Origin of the sequence: Bacillus sp. FSL R5-0709, from assembly GCF_038004785.1 — a bacterium.
In the GTDB taxonomy this organism is placed as follows: Bacteria; Bacillota; Bacilli; order Bacillales; family Bacillaceae_G; genus Bacillus_A; species Bacillus_A mycoides.
In genome coordinates, this window is record NZ_JBBORT010000001.1 from 2041158 (window position 1) to 2058122 (window position 16965).

The window sequence follows — 16965 nt, forward strand, 5'->3', positions numbered from 1 at the left end:
GAATATTTAGCAGATAACTCTATCCAAGGTTTTAAAATGTTGAAGTATTTAAACTTTAAGATAGTATATCGCCAAAGTAAAGAAGAGAAGTATTTAAAGGACAGCATTTTAGTGAAACAGAGAAATGGATAAAGCGATGATTAAGTTTTTAACTTAGTCGTCGCTTTTTATTTATGTAGTTGTGCAGGAAGAAGGCAAAAAATATCGAATGAATGTAATTATACAGAATTGTTTGTATTTATTTCGAATAGTAGTTAAAGATACGTTAGTTATATTTCAAACAGTAAGAAAAGAGAGATTAAATAATAGAGGGAGCAACTTACATGGAAAATATATTAAAGGTATCCTCAAAATCAAGTCCGAATTCAGTGGCAGGTGCAATAGCGGGCGTACTAAGAGCAAGTGGCAAAGTAGAAATCCAAGTGATTGGAGCTGGTTCTTTAAATCAAGCGATTAAAGCAATTGCGATTGCAAGAGGCTTTGTAGCTCCAAGTGGCATTGACTTGGTTCTTGTTCCAGCGTTTCAAGAGGTTACTATCGATAATCAAGAAAGAACAGCAATCAAATTAATTGTAGGTCCTAGAAGGAGAAGGTCTTAATAGCGAGCATTAATATAAGGGGATTTGAAAAGGTCAATAGACTCCAAAAAGTTAGACGCGTCATTTCATTTGACAGTTCCTTGGGCGTGGATACAGTATTGTACCGGATTTATGACTTTTAATTCCTCTTTATATTTAGCGGGTTTTTCTAGAAACTTAAAAATGCCAAATCCTTTGTGACATAAGGGATTTGGCATTTTTGAGGTTTTTATGTTTTTTAAAATCAACAATTCTAAAACTGCTCATTCTTCTCCCAAGATTCAACGAGATAGTATGGAAAACCTTATTATATCAGGGTTTCTAAGTGGTGATTTTCCTGGATGCTCACATTTTGCTCACATTAAATATTTTCATTTTTTATCAGGTGTTTTCATTAGATTTTATTATACTCTCGAAGTTTTCTGCTGCTTGTTGCTGCATGTTCTGTGTGATGTGACTATACTTGTCTAAAGTCATTTGAATAGAGGAATGCCCTAAGCGATCTTGTACGATTTTAGGGTGTTCTCCAGCCTGAAGCATGAGTGTAGCGTGAGTATGTCGTAAGTCGTGTATACGAATTCGAGGAACACCAGCTTTTTTATAGTGATCATTCAAAAAGCGATGAGGAGCATCTATATGTAAGGGTGAATGTATCGTATTGCCGGTGAAAATAAAGGCTTCTTCATTCAAGTGTATACCCCAGCGGAAAAATTCTTTCTTTTTATAAGAGTAGTAGGATTGTAACTTCCCTATAACAAAAGAAGAGATACTAATGCTTCTATTTGAAGATTTAGTTTTTGTAGCAGCTTTAAATAGTCCTTTTTCTGTTTTTACAAGTGATTTATTAACCAGGATACGTTTATTATCAAAGTCAATATCTTTCCATGTTAGTGCAAGTAATTCTCCACGTCTCATACCTGTATAGATTGCAAGTAAGAAGAACATATGGTACTTAATATTTTTTTCTTTTAGATACTGGAGGAATCGATTACATTCTTCGCTCGACCATGTTTTCATCTCACCTTGCTCTTCACGTGGTTTTTTTACTTTATTCATTATATTATCATGTATGATTTCCCATTCTACAGCATGTTTGAAAATGCATCTTAGGCAGCGATGGATATTGCTGATTGTACCATTTGATAGTCCTTTTTCCTTAAGTTCAGCATAGTAGCTTTGAAATTTGGAATCAGACTGTTATTTAATAGTATAGAAATGGTAGGCGAATAAGGAAATGAAAGGGCTACAGTCAAGTTAATCGAGGAAATGAAAGAAATTCGATAATCCCCAGCTTGTGTGATATTAATTGTGGTTGGATTTAACAGAGAAATTCCCACCACCATAGGGTCAGCCTGATTAAAAGAAAAAGGGGATTCGAAAGGGACTGTAATGATTTCCGTTTGCCAAAAAGTTCCGTAAGCTACTGATAGTGATCCAGTTGGTCCAGTCGGTAGTGTGAATGGTGGAACGGGTGGTAAAGTAGGTCCAACTAAATTAGGGTTTATTGAAGTAGAAGATAAAAACTCGTCCATTATATTTTCACCTCTGGAAAGTTCAGTTCTTATTACTAATAGTAAATGTAGGGGTAGAACAAAATGAAATGGACAAGCGCTTGTATTTTATAAATTAAACAAAATAGTTATTGTATAGATAAAAATAAACAGAACCCGCTAGTTATAGCGGGTTCTGTGTACAAGGAATACAAGGAATACAAGGAATACAAGGAATACAAGGAATACAAGGAATACAAGGTAACTGGTCCAGAGAAACCTGTGTATTCCATGGATTGGTAATAATGTATTCAAAGTAATAAAAAAGAGCGCTGATTGAGAGCACTCTTTATGCCTAATCATAATGAAAATGACGAGCGCGCATTATATAGAAAGGTAGTATTTATAGTATGTAAAAGTATGAAATTGGTGAATGGGTTCAAATAAAATCGTTATTTTAATTAAAAGAGCAGCTAGCAAAAGCTAACTGCTTGTTAAAAAAGAATCCACTCTAGGTTATTTACTGCCAGAGTTTCAAGAAATAAATGATTAAATTAATTTAATTTTTCAATTACAATCGAAGCATTTATATTTGTTTGTGTTCCACCTGCCAAAGTCTGCAAAGTAACTGCAGCAGCGGAAGTATGATTATTAAGGGTAATAATATCACCTGCAGCTAAAGCGAGGATTGTTTGGCCGTTGTTTGGTTGAGTTCCTGCACCTGATCCATAAACTGCGCTGGTAACCGGAGCACCATTTAAAAAAAGTGTGAATTGATTAGGCTCAACTCCTGATACAGAAAAAGAAATTTTATAATCTCCTGCATTAAGAACCATTAATTGAGAAGTTCCCAGCGTATGAGTAAAACCAGATGTCATTCTACCATGTGAATTAAAAAGAATAGGTGCTTCTAAGGCAACAACTTGAGCTGATGTATTGAAAACATAAGCATAATGAGATAACCCAGATACTGTAAGTCCGGTAGGCCCAGTAGCTCCAGTAGGTCCTGGAGGTCCACCAGAAGGTCCGGTTGCTCCTGTTATTCCGGTAGGTCCAGTAGGCCCCGGAGGTCCACCAGAAGGTCCGGTTGCTCCGGTTATGCCGGTAGGACCAGTAGGCCCCGGAGGTCCACCAGTTCCTGGAAATCCGGTAGGTCCAGTAGGTCCTGGAGGTCCACCAGAAGGTCCAGTTGCTCCGGTTATGCCAGTAGGACCAGTAGGCCCCGGAGGTCCACCAGTTCCTGGCAATCCGGTAGGTCCAGTAGGCCCTGGAGGTCCACCAGAAGGTCCAGTTACTCCGGTTATGCCGGTAGGACCAGTAGGCCCTGGAGGTCCACCAGAAGGCCCGGTTGCTCCAGTTATTCCGGTAGGTCCAGTAGGCCCTGGAGGTCCGCCAGAAGGTCCAGTTGCTCCGGTAGGTCCAGTAGGTCCAGTAGGTCCAGTAGGTCCTGGAGGTCCACCAGAAGGCCCGGTTGCTCCAGTTATTCCGGTAGGTCCAGAAGGTCCAGTTGCTCCGGTTATGCCGGAAGGTCCAGTTACTCCAGTTATTCCGGTAGGTCCAGTTATTCCAGTAGGCCCTATTTGAGGCAAAGGAAAGGAACATGGAAAGGGTATGTGACAATTCTTTTTAAATTTACTCATTTTTACACCTCCCTTATAAATTAACTACCAATGTATATTTATACTTTAACAACTTATGAGTAAACAGACACACGGGTGTAAGGAAAAAACCTACAATAATTACATAAAAGGTTTTAAGAGCAAGCCTTTATTTCACATTCCATACCAAAAAGAGCACTATATATAAGTGCTCTTTTCGAGAGTGAGTATAAATTCCTATCATTCTATACTAGTATATGCACTGTATTATGTAGTTGCTACTAAAGTTAATGTTAGTTTTTAAAATTAGAGGTTTCTTTTAATGAAACCTCTAAAAAGACAACTAAAGTTACGTTATAGTAAATTCAATTGCAATAGGAGTATCTCCATCTAGGACGGCTCCGCCTACAATAGTAGCAGCTGTAGTAGTCACACCAGTAATAGTATCGCCTGTTTGAATAATGCCATTAATATAAAGCGTAAAAGTAGAGAACATTTAAAAGGACCCGATTAGGGGACGGGTCCTTTTAAGGAAACACTAAACCTTCATGTAATTACCAATAGATTACCATAAAAGGAAAATGATTTCCGCCAATTAGGTGTTGAGAAAGCTTTTTATAAAAATTTCATTTTGTAGTAGTTTAAAACATAAATAGAGCACTTAATAAAGTGCTCTCGTGACGAGATTATCCATTTGTAACGACTAACTTATTTTATATAAAAAGGAACACAAAATATTTTATGTGTGTCCAGTCAATTACGTGCATTTTTAAAAACAAAGAGCAGCTAGCAAAAGCTAACTGCTCCAAACAGGGATTTAACTCTAGATGTATGTATAGTATTGACGAAATATTGAGTTTTATTCAGGAGGAAGAGGAGTAGGCCATTAACATGAAGATGTGCCAATTCATATCCTGTAAGTACTAAATTAATGACGGGGTAGATTGAGAATGGATGATCCGATTAAGGAGATAGTTGGCGCTTGGTTTGTTGCAGTAGGGACAATTATTGCTGCGATTGGGAGTACACCTTTAAAAAGATTGAACAGCGAATTAAGAAAAGACTTGAACGTATGGAGGAATGTATTACAGGCAACGGGGAATGGTCTGGAGGCTGATGGACAAGGAGAAATATCCCTTGAATTGATTGGGAACGAAATCCAATCAATTGGTAATGTAACGGTTCTAACAGGACTCATTATAGAATTTGAAGATGAAACACAAAAAAAATTAGTGATTGCAGGAAATTGGATACAAGCATTAGGTGGTGTTACATCAATAGGTGGGGAAATAGAGGATAGTTCCAATATAGATGAATCGTATAACATTGTCGGGAATGTGTTACAAGCAACTGGCAATTCATTACAGGCAATAGGTGGAATAGATGAATTGAAAGCTAGTCGGGATAAAGTGGAGGGAATTTCGGAAGGCGATGAGGAGGATGGACAGCTTATAGTGATTACGGGGAGTTGGGTCCAAGCGGTCGGTTCAGTAGTTTCATTAATCGGTCAAATAAGAGAAGAAAGCCAAGAGATAGAAGAAAGTATTTCATAGAGAACTTAATAAAATAATCCTTTTGTGGGGAAAAGGAATTTATAAAATAGGTACAATTCACGTTTAGATTATTTTTGAATGTAATAGGTATCAAAAGGAGCAAAACGCTCCAAAATGAAAATGAGAGACGTTTGCATGAAAGGGATGAGGAGAATGGCAAATGCAAAGAAAAAGAAAATAAGAAGAGCTATTGCTCGTCGTGCGATAGCCGTTGATAAATATCAAGTTAACAAAGCTTGGAGAAGTATCTTTGTGCAGGCTGGTATTATCAAATAAATGAAAACAGAATACAGTCCGGCTAGAAAACTAGAGGACACCAATTCATTAAAGTAGCAGTTAAAGCTGTTTTAAGAATAGGTGTCCTTTTTATTTTGAAAAAGGAGATGGGGAAATGAAGGTGCTAAAGGATTAGTTACGTGAGTGGAAAAAGCAATCAAAACAAGCAAAGAAGAAAAATAAGAAAAAACGAAAAGAGAAATTTAGTACTTGTGAAATTGAAGAGTTAATGGGAGTTCGTGGACCACGTTATGAACGTAGACGTGGAGCGTTAAGATAAAAGTAAAAAAATACAAAGGAGTGGTTCTACATGACTAAACAATTATCTTTCTTACCAAAAATCGATAGATCAGCAACACAGGAGGAATTTAAAATAATTGGCAGAGTCGTGACCGCTTTTTGGCAGTATATGTGCCGATTGTTTTGGAATTAGCATGTTATAGTTGTATTGTGAGTAGTAGGGGAAAACATTGCTCACAAATAATATAAAAACACGTGAAAAAATATGAAATCCCCTTTTGCAATAGAATATAATATAACAAATAAAAAGTGTCACAAATGCTTGTATAACAGGCATTTGTGACACTTTTCTAGTTTTATATAATATAAAATGAACCACCTTAAAACTGCTCATTCTTCTCCCAAGATTCAACAATATAATGAGCAATCGTTGGGTTGAATCCTTTACCAACTAAGAACATAATTGCAGCAACCTCAGTTAAAGCGTGTTGATGTGATGTATGTTTTGCTTCATTTAAACCGTAATCTACCCAAGGTTTTACGAAATCTAGTACAGGTTTCTTTAAAGGTAAAAACTGTGTACCGACAACTTGTTGAATTTGTTGTTGTGTTGGTTCTGTAATAGGTCCTGGTGGTAAAATTTGTGGCTGTGTAATATCGAATGTTGGACCAGGCGGTAAAATTTGTGGTTGCGTCGGATCGATAGTTGGTGGTGCAGGTGGGGAGGCACGTTGTTCGGAGTTTGGTTGATACATTGGCTGTTGTGGCTGATTTGCATATGGATTTTGCTGATATTGTTGTTCTTGGGTGCGCTGCGGTACATATGGATTTTGTTGTTCTTGAGTGTACTGAGTTGTGTATGGATTTTGCTGATATTGTTGTTCTTGAGTTGGTGATGCTGCATATGGGTTTTGAGGATATTCATAATTTGGACGTGTGTCATATGGATTTTGTTGATATTCAGCTCCTTGAGTTTGCGGTGTTGCGTATGGATTTTGTTCGTATTGTGGCTCTTGATGTTGTGTCTCTTGCTCCTCATATTGTTCGGCATATCTTTGTTCCTGATGTTGAGGGGAAAATGGTTGTTGTGGGTAAGGCGGTTGGTTATTATAGAACATTTTTATTCCTCCTTCATAATGATGCCTACCACCTAGTGTATGGGCGGACAAGAAAATATGTGATGAAAAAATGCGGGCGTGTTACAATAAGTAACTGGGTGAAGATAAAATGATAAAACAAGAAAAAATACAAAAAACAATAACTTTCGTAAAGCATATTTTAGAAAAAGATGCGAGTGGGCATGATTGGTATCATATTGAACGCGTACATAAATTGGCGATTTCTTTATCCGAGCAAGAAGGGGGAAATCGTTTTATAATTGAAATGGCAGCATTACTTCACGATGTAGCAGATGAGAAGTTAAATGAGAGTGAAGAAGCAGGAATGAAAAAAGTTTCTGATTGGTTAGAAGAGTTACGTGTTGAAGAAGATGAAAGTAAGCATGTTCTTCATATCATCGCCAATATGTCTTATAAGGGCGGTCATGGTGGCACAGTTGAGTCACTTGAAGGTAGAATTGTTCAAGATGCGGATCGTTTAGATGCTCTTGGTGCAATTGGAATAGCTCGAACGTTTGCATACGGAGGAGCGAAAGGGAGATTAATGTATGATCCAACTATCCCTCCTCGAGAAGTGATGACGAAAGATGAATATAGAAAAAATAATGATCCATCTTTAAATCATTTTTATGAAAAGCTTTTAAAACTAAAAGATTTAATGAACACGAACGCAGCAAAACAAGAGGCTGAAGTTCGTCATCGTTATATGGAACAGTTTATTGAACAATTTATGAAAGAGTGGAATGCACAAATATGAAAATGTTAACTGTGGAGAACTTATCGAAATCATACGGAGAAAAACCGTTATTTGATGGATTATCATGTAGTATTACAGAAGGACAACGTGTCGGAATTATCGGTGTAAACGGTACTGGTAAATCAACGTTATTAAAAATTATTGCAGGATTAGAAACTCCTGATACAGGTGATATGACGCATTCACGTGGATATACAATTAGTTATTTATCACAGCAACCAGAGTTTGATGAAAAACTAACAGTATTAGAGCAAGTGTTCCATGGTGATACACCTTTAATTCGTCTTCTTCGTGATTATGAACAATCGTTATTAAATATCGAAAAAGATCCAAGTAATGAAAAAGTACAGGAACAATTATTTGCAGTGCAGCAACGTATGGATGCGATGAGTGCATGGGAAGCAAATGCGAATGCAAAATCGTTATTAACGAAATTAGGAATTACTGATTTTACAGCAACTGTTGGAAACCTATCTGGTGGACAAAAAAAGCGTATTGCAATGGCGCAATGTTTTATTGAAACACCTGATTTATTAATTTTGGATGAGCCTACGAACCACCTTGACCATGAGACAGTTGAATGGTTAGAAGAATATTTAGCAAGATATACAGGTGCGGTATTACTTGTAACCCATGATCGTTATTTCTTAGATCGTGTGACAAACCGTATTTTTGAATTAGATAACGGTAAACTGTATAGCTACGAAGGAAACTACAGTACATTTTTAGAAGCGAAAGCACTTCGTGAAGAGCAAGAATCGGCACAAGAATCAAAACGCCAAAATTTATATCGTCGTGAACTTGCTTGGATTCGCCGTGGTGCAAAAGCCCGTTCTACGAAACAAAAGGCGCGTATTCAGCGTTTTGATGAGCTAAAGGGACAAGAAGGACCAGCAGCGAAGCAATCAGTTGATATTGCACTAAGTGGAAGTCGTTTAGGAAAGAAAGTACTTGAATTAAAAGATGTAACGAAAAAATTTGGTGATAAAACAGTATTACATAACTTTAATCATATTGTGAAGCCTGGTGATCGTATCGGAATCATCGGAGCAAATGGAAGCGGAAAATCATCACTATTAAATATGCTTGCAGGAAAATTCTCTCCTGATAGTGGTGAAATTGAAGTAGGACAAACTGTAAAAGTTGCCTATTATACGCAAGAAAATGAAGAGATGAATTTAAACCAGCGTATGATTGAATACATTAAAGAAATTGCGGAAGTTATTCATACGACAGACGGAAAAGTAATTGGCGCATCTCAAATGTTAGAACGTTTCTTATTCCTACCGCATTCACATGGAACAACGCTTGGTAAACTATCTGGTGGCGAAAGAAGACGGTTATATTTATTGCGTATTTTAATGGGAGAACCAAACGTACTATTACTTGATGAGCCTACGAATGATTTAGACACACAAACATTAACAGTGCTAGAAGATTATTTAGAAGATTTCCCAGGTGTCGTTTTAACTGTATCGCATGACCGTTACTTCTTAGATAAAGTAGTAGATGAATTGTTCATCTTTACTGGCGAAGGCGAAGTGCGTGAATTCCTAGGTAGTTATACAGAGTATTTAGAAATGGAAAAAACGAGAGAACTCATTGAGAAAGCAGAAGTTCAAAAGGAGAAAAAAGTAGTAGAAGAGGCTCCGAAACAACAACGTAAACGTAAACTTTCTTACAATGAGCAGCGTGAATGGGAAACAATTGAAGATACAATTGCACAACTAGAAGAGAAACTTGAATCAATTGGAGAAGAACTTACGAATGTTGGATCTGACTTCACAAAGGCCCAAGAATTATCTGAAGCAGGGCAGAAGATAGAAGAAGAGCTAGAAAAAACGATGGAACGATGGAGTGAACTATCCGACATCGTTGAAGGATTAAAATAAAAACAAGCTGCATATATTGAAAAGTAAAGAGAAAAACTTTACACTATTGGTAGAACCTATTTTAGGAGGGAAAAAATGAGAACATCTAATCCAATGTTGAAAAAAGAGGCATTCCGTAAAGAGGGAGCAAATACTTCTGCGATGACTATTGGCGGAACAGTAGGCAAAACGTTTATCATGCTTATCTTGCTGCTTGCAACGTCTGTCTATTCATACATACAGATGTCAAATGGTACGATGAAAATGCCAGTATTAATTGGTGCTTTAGTTATTGCGGCAATCGTTGCATTTGCATCTATCTTCTTCCCGCGCATATCACCAATTGGTGCACCGATTTATGCGGCAGTAGAAGGGGTAGTGTTAGGAAGTATTTCAGCAGTTTATGCAATGAAATTTCAGGATTCTATCGTTTTAAACGCTGTATTACTAACAATCTCAATTCTATTTGCGATGTTAGTTTTATATGCAACACGCGTAGTGAAGGTAACTGATAAATTCCGCACAGGTGTTATGGCAGCAACAATGGGAATTATGGTTATGTATTTAATCGTATTCTTATTAAACATGTTCGGTGTTTCTGTTCCATATATTCACCAAGGTGGAACAATTGGTATGATCATTAGTGCAGTTATTATTGTAGTTGCTGCATTAAATTTATTACTAGATTTCGATTTAATCGAAAATGGTGCACGTAGCCAGGCTCCAAAATATATGGAGTGGTACAGTGCAATGGGTCTAATGATGACGCTAGTATGGTTATACTTAGAAATTCTTCGTTTCGTTTCTTACTTTACGAAAAATGACTAATAAAAAATCCTGCATGAAATGTGCAGGTTTTTTTATTTTTAAAGATAAATTGAAAATATGGATGTTGGCGACTTAAATTGAAGGGGGATGGAATATGATGAAAGAGAAAAAAGGGATTATGAAAAAACTATTTTCTAAAAGTTTTTTCATAGAACTAGATGACGCTTTAACATATCCATCAGCAGAAGTTATTCGTTCAGCTATTGAAAGCTATGCGGCTAAATGTAATGAACAATTAAAAATTGAGAGTAAAGTTAAACCGATTACTTTCTACTTAGAAAATGTAATGTACCGCGCTGAAATAAAGATGGCCCGGGGAGGATATTACATATCTTGCAGTGAAGTATAATATTTTTGGAAACCTTACATGTTTATACTATGTAGGGTTTCTTTTTTTGATTTGTAAGATATAAAGTAATAATTTTTGCTTACAAACATATCATTTTGCGCTTTTTACCCTTCCAACATTTTTCTTTACAATGAAGAAAAATATGTGAGGTGGTATAACTTATGATGAATCGAGTTGTATTAATCGGTAGATTGACAAAGGAGCCAGAATTATACTACACAAAACAAGGTGTCGCTTATGCACGAATATGTGTTGCGGTGAATAGAGGTTTTCGAAATAGTTTAGGTGAGCAACAAGTAGATTTTATTAATTGTGTTGTATGGAGAAGGTCGGCTGAAAATGTAACAGAATATTGTACGAAAGGCTCACTTGTTGGGATTACAGGGCGTATTCATACGAGTAATTACGATGATGAACAAGGAAAGAGAGTATATAGAACTGAAGTTCTGATTGAGAATATTACATTTTTAGAGAGAAGGCGGGAGAGTGCATCGCAATAATATTAGAATTTTAATGATAGTTTCGGATTAATTAGGTGGAAAGAGAAAGTATGATGATGGGAAGAAATCAATAAAATTAAGCATCCGAGTAGGAGTATAAAGGGGTAACATGTTACAATACAGCTAAGAACACGCAATAAAGGAGAGTTTTTTACGTGAAGATTAAAGCAATTGAACCGACGCCAAGTCCAAATACAATGAAAGTTATTTTGAATGAAGTATTACCATCAGGAGCGCGTAATAATTATACAAATGAAAATAAAGAACAAGCACCAGTGCAAGTGCAAGAAATTTTGAAGATTGAAGGCATTAAAGGTGTGTATCATGTTGCAGACTTTTTAGCAGTAGAGCGAAATGCGAAGTATGACTGGAAAGTTTTATTACAACAAGTTCGTGCTGTTTTCGGTGAAGAAATAGTGGAAGAAAGCGAAGAACAACAACTTTCTCATTTTGGAGAAGTGAAAGTGTTTGTTCAAATGTTCTTTACAATTCCGATGCAAGTGAAGTTAACAGATGGAACCTCAGAAGAGCGTGTTGGTTTACCTGATCGTTTTAAAGAATCAATTATGAAAGTGCAAATGTCTGCACCTAACGTTGTGAAAGAGCGTAAGTGGGTAGAGCAAAGTACACGTTACGGTAATTTTGAAGAAATCGGGAAAGAAGTAGTAGAAGAAATTATTGCTGCTTATTCAGAAGAACGTGTAAATGAAACGGTTAAAGAATTATTAGATCAAGCAGGTGCTGTTGAAGTAACGATTCAAAAGCGTGAGCCATATAAAGTAACAGAAGAGATGATGAAAGATTCTGACTGGAAAAACCGTTTTGCAGCTTTAGAACAAATGGATCCAACGGAAGAAGATATGATGGTATTGAAAATGGCATTAGATGATGAGAAAGTATCTATCCGCCGTTTAGCAACAGCTTATTTAGGTATGGTAAAAGGTGAAGGAGTATTGCCGTTATTATATAAAGCGTTATTAGATCGTTCAGTAAGCGTTCGTCGTACAGCAGGAGATTGCTTATCAGACGTAGGTGATCCAGCAGCGATGTTCGTTATGATTAAATCTTTGAAAGATTCAAGTAAATTAGTACGCTGGCGTGCAGCAATGTTCTTATTTGAACTTGGTGATGAAAGTGCAATTCCGGCACTAAAAGCAGCAGAAGATGATCCGGAGTTTGAAGTGGCGATGCAAGCACGTTTAGCTTTAGAACGTATTGAAGGCGGCGAAGAAGCAAAAGGATCAGTATGGAAGCAAATGACGGAGTCTCGTAAAGGGGAATAGTTTATGATTGTTTTCTATGATAGTTGGTGCCCGATGTGTACGGCGGTTGCAGAACGTACGAAAAGATTAGATAAAAAGGGTAAGATGAAATTTGTTTCATTTCGAGATGAAGATGTAGTTGAGAAGTATGAACTTTCTCAAGAATTACAAAGTAAGATGGAACAAAGATTGTATATTTTAAAAAATAATAAGTGGTATGACGGAATTCATAGCATTAACGTATTAGCAAAGGCCGTTCCATCTTATTGGTTTGCAGTACCTTTTATAAAACTATCTATCGTACTTGGATTTGGAAGTAAAGTATACGATTATATTGCCAACAATAGAAAACTTGTCCCAGTTGGACACTGTCGTGAAGGGGTTTGTGAAATCCCTACAAAAAAATGAAATCATCGTTATCTTTCTTTTGCACCTATTAATAGAGCGTGATATGATAAATTTGGAATGAAAGTTGAAGGAGAGATACAAGATGTCAAATGCATATGAAGAATACATGCGTCAAATGGTAATTCCAATGCGCCAAGAGTTAGTGCGTTCTGGATTTGAAGAGTTAACTACAGAAGAAGCTGTAACAGAATTTATGGAGAATGCATCAGGTACAACTTTAGTAGTTGTAAACTCTGTTTGTGGTTGTGCAGCTGGTTTAGCACGTCCATCAGCAGGTCAAGCGGTTGTACGTGCTGAAAAACAACCTGATCATCTTGTAACTGTATTTGCAGGTCAAGATAAAGATGCTACTGTAAAAATGCGTGAATACTTCGGAGAAATTCCTCCATCTTCACCATCTATGGCATTACTAAAAGGAAAAGAAGTTGTTCACTTCATTCACCGTCATGAAATTGAAGGCGCAACAATGGACGAAATTATTACAAACTTAGAACAAGCTTTCGAAAAGAATTGCTAAAGTAGGGGGAGAGTGAATCTCCCTCTTTTCTTTATATAGAGGTGAAAAAATGATAGTAACAACAGCAGGAAGAACAAATAAAGAAATGAAAGATTATGCAAACAAGGTAGCAGCAGAATTAAATCTTTCTTTCGTTAAACGTAATGACATACCAGTACATAAACTGCATGAGCAGTATGAACAAGATGTACTTGTCGTAGGGAAAAATCGATTAGCCATTTATCCAAAAGGTACGGAAGAGTCGTTTTTCTTTCATCCAAACTCAGCGATGTTTCGTGTGAAAAGGTTAATGCGCGGAGAGCACGATCCGTTTGTACAAGCTGCTAAATTAGAGAGCGGAATGACAGTATTAGATTGTACGCTCGGTATGGCATCAGATAGTATTGTAGCTAGTTATATTGTTGGTGAAAGCGGAAAAGTAACGGGACTTGAAGGCAATGAATATATGGCTTATATTATGGGAAATGGTTTAAAAACATGGTCTTCATCTGTTTCTGAAATTGATGAGGCAATGCAACGAATCGATGTGAAGCAAACGGAGCATTACTCATTTTTAAAACAATGTGAAGATAATAGTTATGATGTCGTTTACCTTGATCCAATGTTCGAAGAAACTGTCATAGAATCAGATGGAATTAAAGGATTAAAACACTTCGCTTTGTATCATGATATTACTGACGAAACAATTGCGGAAGCGAAGCGTGTGGCGAGAAAGCGTGTCGTTCTGAAAGATCATTTCCGTAGTTCTAGATTTGAAAAACATAATTTTCACGTATACAAAAGAAAAAGTGCTAAGTTTCACTTTGGTGTAATTGATCCTTGCTAATTGTTTGAAAAGATGTATAATAAGCAATAATTAATTAAATATACTGTCTGTGATGAAGAGAGTAGTCTTTTTCAGAAGGAAAGCGAGCTAGGGATGGTGTGAGCCTAGTGCAGAAGAAAAAGATGAAGCGCACTTCGGAGATGCTTCTTGAACGAATAGTAGAGTAAGCCGAGGCCCCCTGTCCTCGTTATAAACGGGAAAGTGGTTCGAAATGAACAACAAGGGTGGTACCACGGGTTAAAACTCGTCTCTTTTTTAGAGACGAGTTTTTTGTGTTTTAAAAAATAAGGAGGTTATAGTATGAATTATAAAACGCAGTTTGCGAAAAGTTTATCGAATATTTTTACGAATGAATTAACACAAAATCAAATTTTAGATTTAATCGAAACACCGAAACAAGATGAATTCGGAGATGCAGCGTTCCCATGCTTTTCACTAGCGAAGCAATATAAAAAATCACCAGCTATTATAGCGAAGGAATTGGCGGAGAAATTAAATGATCCGTTCTTTACGAAAGTAGAGGCTGTTGGTCCTTATGTAAATGTATTTTTTAATCGTGAAACAGTAAGTGATGAAGTATTAAAAATAATTTTAGCGGAGAAAGAAGAGTACGGTCAAAATCACTTTGGATGTGAAAAAACGGTAGTTATCGATTATTCCTCTCCTAATATCGCGAAACCTTTTTCAATGGGGCATTTACGTTCTACAATGATTGGTAATTCGCTGAAACATATCGCCGAAAAATGTGGGTATGAAGTTGTCGGAATCAATTATATTGGCGATTGGGGCACGCAGTTTGGAAAGTTAATTACCGCATATAAAAAATGGGGAAATGAAGAGTTAGTTAAAGAGGATCCGATACGTGAGTTATTTAAGTTATATGTTCAGTTTCATGAAGAAGCAAAAGAGAACAAAGAACTAGAAGAAGAAGGACGATCATGGTTTAAAAAACTAGAAGAAGGAAATGAAGAAGCAGTCGAACTTTGGAATTGGTTCCGTTATGAGTCTTTAAAAGAATTTTCTCGTATTTATGAACTTCTCGGTGTGGAATTTACAAACTTTCAAGGAGAAGCTTTCTATAACGATAAAATGGAAGACTTTATTGGGATTTTAGAAGAGCACGATTTACTTGAAGAATCAGAAGGCGCATTAGTCGTTAATTTAGAAAAAGAAGGTATGCCGCCATGCTTAATTAGAAAATCAGATGGTGCAACTATTTACGCAACACGTGATTTAACGGCGGCTTTATATCGCCAAAACACATATGGATTTGATAAAGCACTTTATGTAGTTGGACCAGAACAAAGTTTACATTTTAATCAATTTTTCACTGTATTAAAAAAGCTAGGCTATACTTGGGTTGATGGAATGGAACATGTACCGTTCGGGTTCATATTAAAAGATGGTAAGAAAATGTCGACACGTAAGGGCAGAATTATTTTATTAGAAGAAGTGTTAGAAGAAGCTGTTGCGCTTGCGGAACAAAATATTGAAGAGAAAAATCCGAATTTAAAACAAAAAGAAGACGTGGCAAAACAAGTCGGTGTTGGAGCGGTTATCTTCCACGATTTAAAAAATGAGCGTATGCATAATATCGAATTCTCATTAGAAAATATGTTGAAATTTGAAGGAGAAACAGGACCATATGTACAGTACACACATGCGCGTGCTTGTTCAATTTTAAGAAAAGAAAGTGTAGAATTTGAAACTTGTACGTTTGCATTAAAAGATGATTATAGCTGGAGTGTCGTAAAATTACTTAATAAATTCCCGCAAGTAATTGAAGCGGCCTTCAACAAAAATGAGCCATCTACTATTTCAAAATACGTATTAGATGTAGCACAAGCGTTCAATAAATATTATGGAAATGTTCGTATATTAGAAGAGAACGAAGAGAAAGAGAGTAGACTCGCATTAGCTTACGCTGTGACGGTTGTATTAAAAGAGGGATTACGTTTACTTGGGGTAGGGGCACCTGAGGAGATGTAAATATGAAAAGAATTATTATGAACTTAGTAATAAACTGACAAACCGGGTCTAGTATGAACCTGGTTTGTTTTTTTATTGGATATATAATTTTTTTGCAAAATCAATTAAAATCTATTTAGAGAGGGTGATTCATATTGATTCGAACTTTTATTTTACAAATTCCTTGTCATAGAAGATCGGAAAGAAGTTTCCTTAAACTACAAAAATACATACCTTTATGTGCGCGTTGTACAGGCATGCTTATCGGTATTTTAATGTTTCCAATTTATTTTTATATGACACCTTCGTTTCTACTTGCAATAATACTATCATTTTCCGCTCAAATTCCGTTACTTATTGATGGATTCACCCAAAAATGGAAATGGAGAAGCAGCACAAATTTACTAAGAGTAACGACCGGTTTATTAAGCGGTAATGGTATGGGGCTATTTATTGCCTCTAGCATTATATGGATAACATCTAAAAGCATATATTAATGGAAGGAGAACTTTACATGTTTTGAATTTACTCAGTTCTAATTCTTATTTCAGGAGGAAGCGGGATTAGTTTTCTCATTCATGAAAGAAATATAGAAGCAGTAATTGCTTTTGTTATTTGTACAATATTTATTGTGTTACTCTATTTTCACCTAAAAAGAAATGACGAACATAGAAACTGTGATTGCAGTACATTAGCTTGTACTGATTATACTGATTGTAATTGTTAAATTATGTGAGTGGGAAAGTTAGTGTATCGTTTAAGGTATACTAGCTTTTTTTATTAGAAGTGTAGGAATGTGACTATTAAATGGAGAACTTTAGTTTTG

16 protein-coding genes, 3 pseudogenes and 1 other annotated feature are annotated in these 16965 nt (G+C 36.3%); of the genes and pseudogenes, 14 read left to right on the plus strand and 5 right to left on the minus strand.

Annotation, left to right across the window (positions count from 1 at the left end; translation table 11 throughout):
* Positions 1-323: 323 nt before the first annotated feature.
* Positions 324-599 (plus strand): stage V sporulation protein S, encoded by a 276-nt coding sequence (locus MKX37_RS10495; RefSeq protein WP_002035358.1) that lies wholly within the window; start codon positions 324-326, stop codon positions 597-599.
* Positions 600-959: 360 nt separating this feature from the next.
* On the opposite strand, the pseudogene MKX37_RS10500 reads toward MKX37_RS10495, so the two are convergent.
* The 4 genes and pseudogenes from MKX37_RS10500 to MKX37_RS10515 form a co-directional block, all read right to left on the minus strand.
* Positions 960-1757 (minus strand): annotated as a pseudogene (locus MKX37_RS10500) (tyrosine-type recombinase/integrase); the annotation flags it as partial.
* Positions 1748-2110, minus strand: a pseudogene (locus tag MKX37_RS10505) (exosporium leader peptide-containing protein); the annotation flags it as partial. The pseudogenes MKX37_RS10505 and MKX37_RS10500, both read right to left, overlap by 10 nt.
* A 512-nt stretch (positions 2111-2622) precedes the next feature.
* Positions 2623-3708 carry a collagen-like protein gene (locus MKX37_RS10510; protein WP_078422328.1) on the minus strand — a complete coding sequence of 362 codons (1086 nt, stop codon included), beginning with the start codon at positions 3706-3708 and terminating at the stop codon, positions 2623-2625.
* A 307-nt stretch (positions 3709-4015) separates the two neighbouring features.
* A pseudogene (locus tag MKX37_RS10515) lies at positions 4016-4159 on the minus strand (DUF4183 domain-containing protein); the annotation flags it as partial.
* Between the two features lie 457 nt (positions 4160-4616).
* Between MKX37_RS10515 and MKX37_RS10520 the strand changes: the two are divergent.
* The gene (locus MKX37_RS10520) at positions 4617-5219 is read left to right on the plus strand and encodes a DUF6944 family repetitive protein (protein WP_050000690.1); all 603 of its coding nucleotides are present in this window, start codon (positions 4617-4619) and stop codon (positions 5217-5219) included.
* Between the two features lie 153 nt (positions 5220-5372).
* Entirely contained in the window at positions 5373-5495 is a 123-nt protein-coding gene (locus MKX37_RS10525; RefSeq protein WP_087944756.1) for a DUF3983 domain-containing protein, read from the plus strand.
* A 620-nt stretch (positions 5496-6115) separates the two neighbouring features.
* On the opposite strand, the gene MKX37_RS10530 is transcribed toward MKX37_RS10525, so the two are convergent.
* Positions 6116-6853 (minus strand): hypothetical protein, encoded by a 738-nt coding sequence (locus tag MKX37_RS10530; RefSeq protein WP_078422327.1) that lies wholly within the window; start codon positions 6851-6853, stop codon positions 6116-6118.
* Positions 6854-6962: 109 nt separating this feature from the next.
* On the opposite strand from MKX37_RS10530, the gene MKX37_RS10535 reads away from it, so the two are divergent.
* The 11 genes from MKX37_RS10535 to MKX37_RS10585 all read left to right on the plus strand — a co-directional run bounded on the left by MKX37_RS10535 (position 6963) and on the right by MKX37_RS10585 (position 16636).
* Entirely contained in the window at positions 6963-7610 is a 648-nt protein-coding gene (locus MKX37_RS10535) for an HD domain-containing protein (protein WP_002012557.1), read from the plus strand.
* A complete protein-coding gene (locus MKX37_RS10540; RefSeq protein WP_002127139.1) occupies positions 7607-9502 on the plus strand; it encodes an ABC-F family ATP-binding cassette domain-containing protein in 1896 nt (631 codons plus the stop codon). The genes MKX37_RS10535 and MKX37_RS10540 overlap by 4 nt, the downstream gene beginning before the upstream one ends.
* A 75-nt stretch (positions 9503-9577) precedes the next feature.
* Entirely contained in the window at positions 9578-10309 is a 732-nt protein-coding gene (locus MKX37_RS10545) for a Bax inhibitor-1/YccA family protein (protein ID WP_016126856.1), read from the plus strand.
* 94 nt (positions 10310-10403) lie between these two features.
* Positions 10404-10658: a DUF4318 domain-containing protein gene (locus MKX37_RS10550; RefSeq protein ID WP_002012563.1), complete on the plus strand. Its 255-nt coding sequence runs from the start codon at positions 10404-10406 to the stop codon at positions 10656-10658.
* A gap of 161 nt (positions 10659-10819) precedes the next feature.
* Positions 10820-11158 carry a single-stranded DNA-binding protein gene (locus tag MKX37_RS10555; RefSeq protein ID WP_002012564.1) on the plus strand — a complete coding sequence of 113 codons (339 nt, stop codon included), beginning with the start codon at positions 10820-10822 and terminating at the stop codon, positions 11156-11158.
* 155 nt (positions 11159-11313) lie between these two features.
* Entirely contained in the window at positions 11314-12441 is a 1128-nt protein-coding gene (locus tag MKX37_RS10560; protein WP_002012566.1) for a conserved virulence factor C family protein, read from the plus strand.
* Positions 12442-12444: 3 nt separating this feature from the next.
* Positions 12445-12828, plus strand: coding sequence for a thiol-disulfide oxidoreductase DCC family protein (locus MKX37_RS10565; protein WP_002085930.1), 384 nt, complete (start codon positions 12445-12447; stop codon positions 12826-12828).
* An 82-nt stretch (positions 12829-12910) separates the two neighbouring features.
* Positions 12911-13345, plus strand: coding sequence for a BrxA/BrxB family bacilliredoxin (locus tag MKX37_RS10570; RefSeq protein WP_002012568.1), 435 nt, complete (start codon positions 12911-12913; stop codon positions 13343-13345).
* Positions 13346-13394: 49 nt separating this feature from the next.
* On the plus strand, positions 13395-14171 hold the full coding sequence (locus MKX37_RS10575; protein ID WP_002127165.1) for a class I SAM-dependent methyltransferase: 777 nt from the start codon (positions 13395-13397) through the stop codon (positions 14169-14171).
* A gap of 40 nt (positions 14172-14211) precedes the next feature.
* Positions 14212-14426 (plus strand) — a binding site (T-box leader).
* Between the two features lie 45 nt (positions 14427-14471).
* Positions 14472-16160 (plus strand): arginine--tRNA ligase, encoded by a 1689-nt coding sequence (argS, locus tag MKX37_RS10580; protein WP_003188971.1) that lies wholly within the window; start codon positions 14472-14474, stop codon positions 16158-16160.
* A 134-nt stretch (positions 16161-16294) separates the two neighbouring features.
* A complete protein-coding gene (locus tag MKX37_RS10585; RefSeq protein ID WP_002127167.1) occupies positions 16295-16636 on the plus strand; it encodes a DUF2085 domain-containing protein in 342 nt (113 codons plus the stop codon).
* Positions 16637-16965: the final 329 nt, after the last annotated feature.

What these genes read in the sequence shown, in the direction of transcription:
- MKX37_RS10495 (WP_002035358.1), top strand. Translation starts at nt 324, where the DNA reads ATGGAAAATATATTAAAGGTATCCTCAAAATCAAGTCCGAATTCAGTG.
- MKX37_RS10510 (WP_078422328.1), bottom strand. Translation starts at nt 3,708, where the DNA reads ATGAGTAAATTTAAAAAGAATTGTCACATACCCTTTCCATGTTCCTTT.
- MKX37_RS10520 (WP_050000690.1), top strand. Translation starts at nt 4,617, where the DNA reads ATGGATGATCCGATTAAGGAGATAGTTGGCGCTTGGTTTGTTGCAGTA.
- MKX37_RS10525 (WP_087944756.1), top strand. Translation starts at nt 5,373, where the DNA reads ATGGCAAATGCAAAGAAAAAGAAAATAAGAAGAGCTATTGCTCGTCGT.
- MKX37_RS10530 (WP_078422327.1), bottom strand. Translation starts at nt 6,853, where the DNA reads ATGTTCTATAATAACCAACCGCCTTACCCACAACAACCATTTTCCCCT.
- MKX37_RS10535 (WP_002012557.1), top strand. Translation starts at nt 6,963, where the DNA reads ATGATAAAACAAGAAAAAATACAAAAAACAATAACTTTCGTAAAGCAT.
- MKX37_RS10540 (WP_002127139.1), top strand. Translation starts at nt 7,607, where the DNA reads ATGAAAATGTTAACTGTGGAGAACTTATCGAAATCATACGGAGAAAAA.
- MKX37_RS10545 (WP_016126856.1), top strand. Translation starts at nt 9,578, where the DNA reads ATGAGAACATCTAATCCAATGTTGAAAAAAGAGGCATTCCGTAAAGAG.
- MKX37_RS10550 (WP_002012563.1), top strand. Translation starts at nt 10,404, where the DNA reads ATGATGAAAGAGAAAAAAGGGATTATGAAAAAACTATTTTCTAAAAGT.
- MKX37_RS10555 (WP_002012564.1), top strand. Translation starts at nt 10,820, where the DNA reads ATGATGAATCGAGTTGTATTAATCGGTAGATTGACAAAGGAGCCAGAA.
- MKX37_RS10565 (WP_002085930.1), top strand. Translation starts at nt 12,445, where the DNA reads ATGATTGTTTTCTATGATAGTTGGTGCCCGATGTGTACGGCGGTTGCA.
- MKX37_RS10570 (WP_002012568.1), top strand. Translation starts at nt 12,911, where the DNA reads ATGTCAAATGCATATGAAGAATACATGCGTCAAATGGTAATTCCAATG.
- MKX37_RS10575 (WP_002127165.1), top strand. Translation starts at nt 13,395, where the DNA reads ATGATAGTAACAACAGCAGGAAGAACAAATAAAGAAATGAAAGATTAT.
- argS (WP_003188971.1), top strand. Translation starts at nt 14,472, where the DNA reads ATGAATTATAAAACGCAGTTTGCGAAAAGTTTATCGAATATTTTTACG.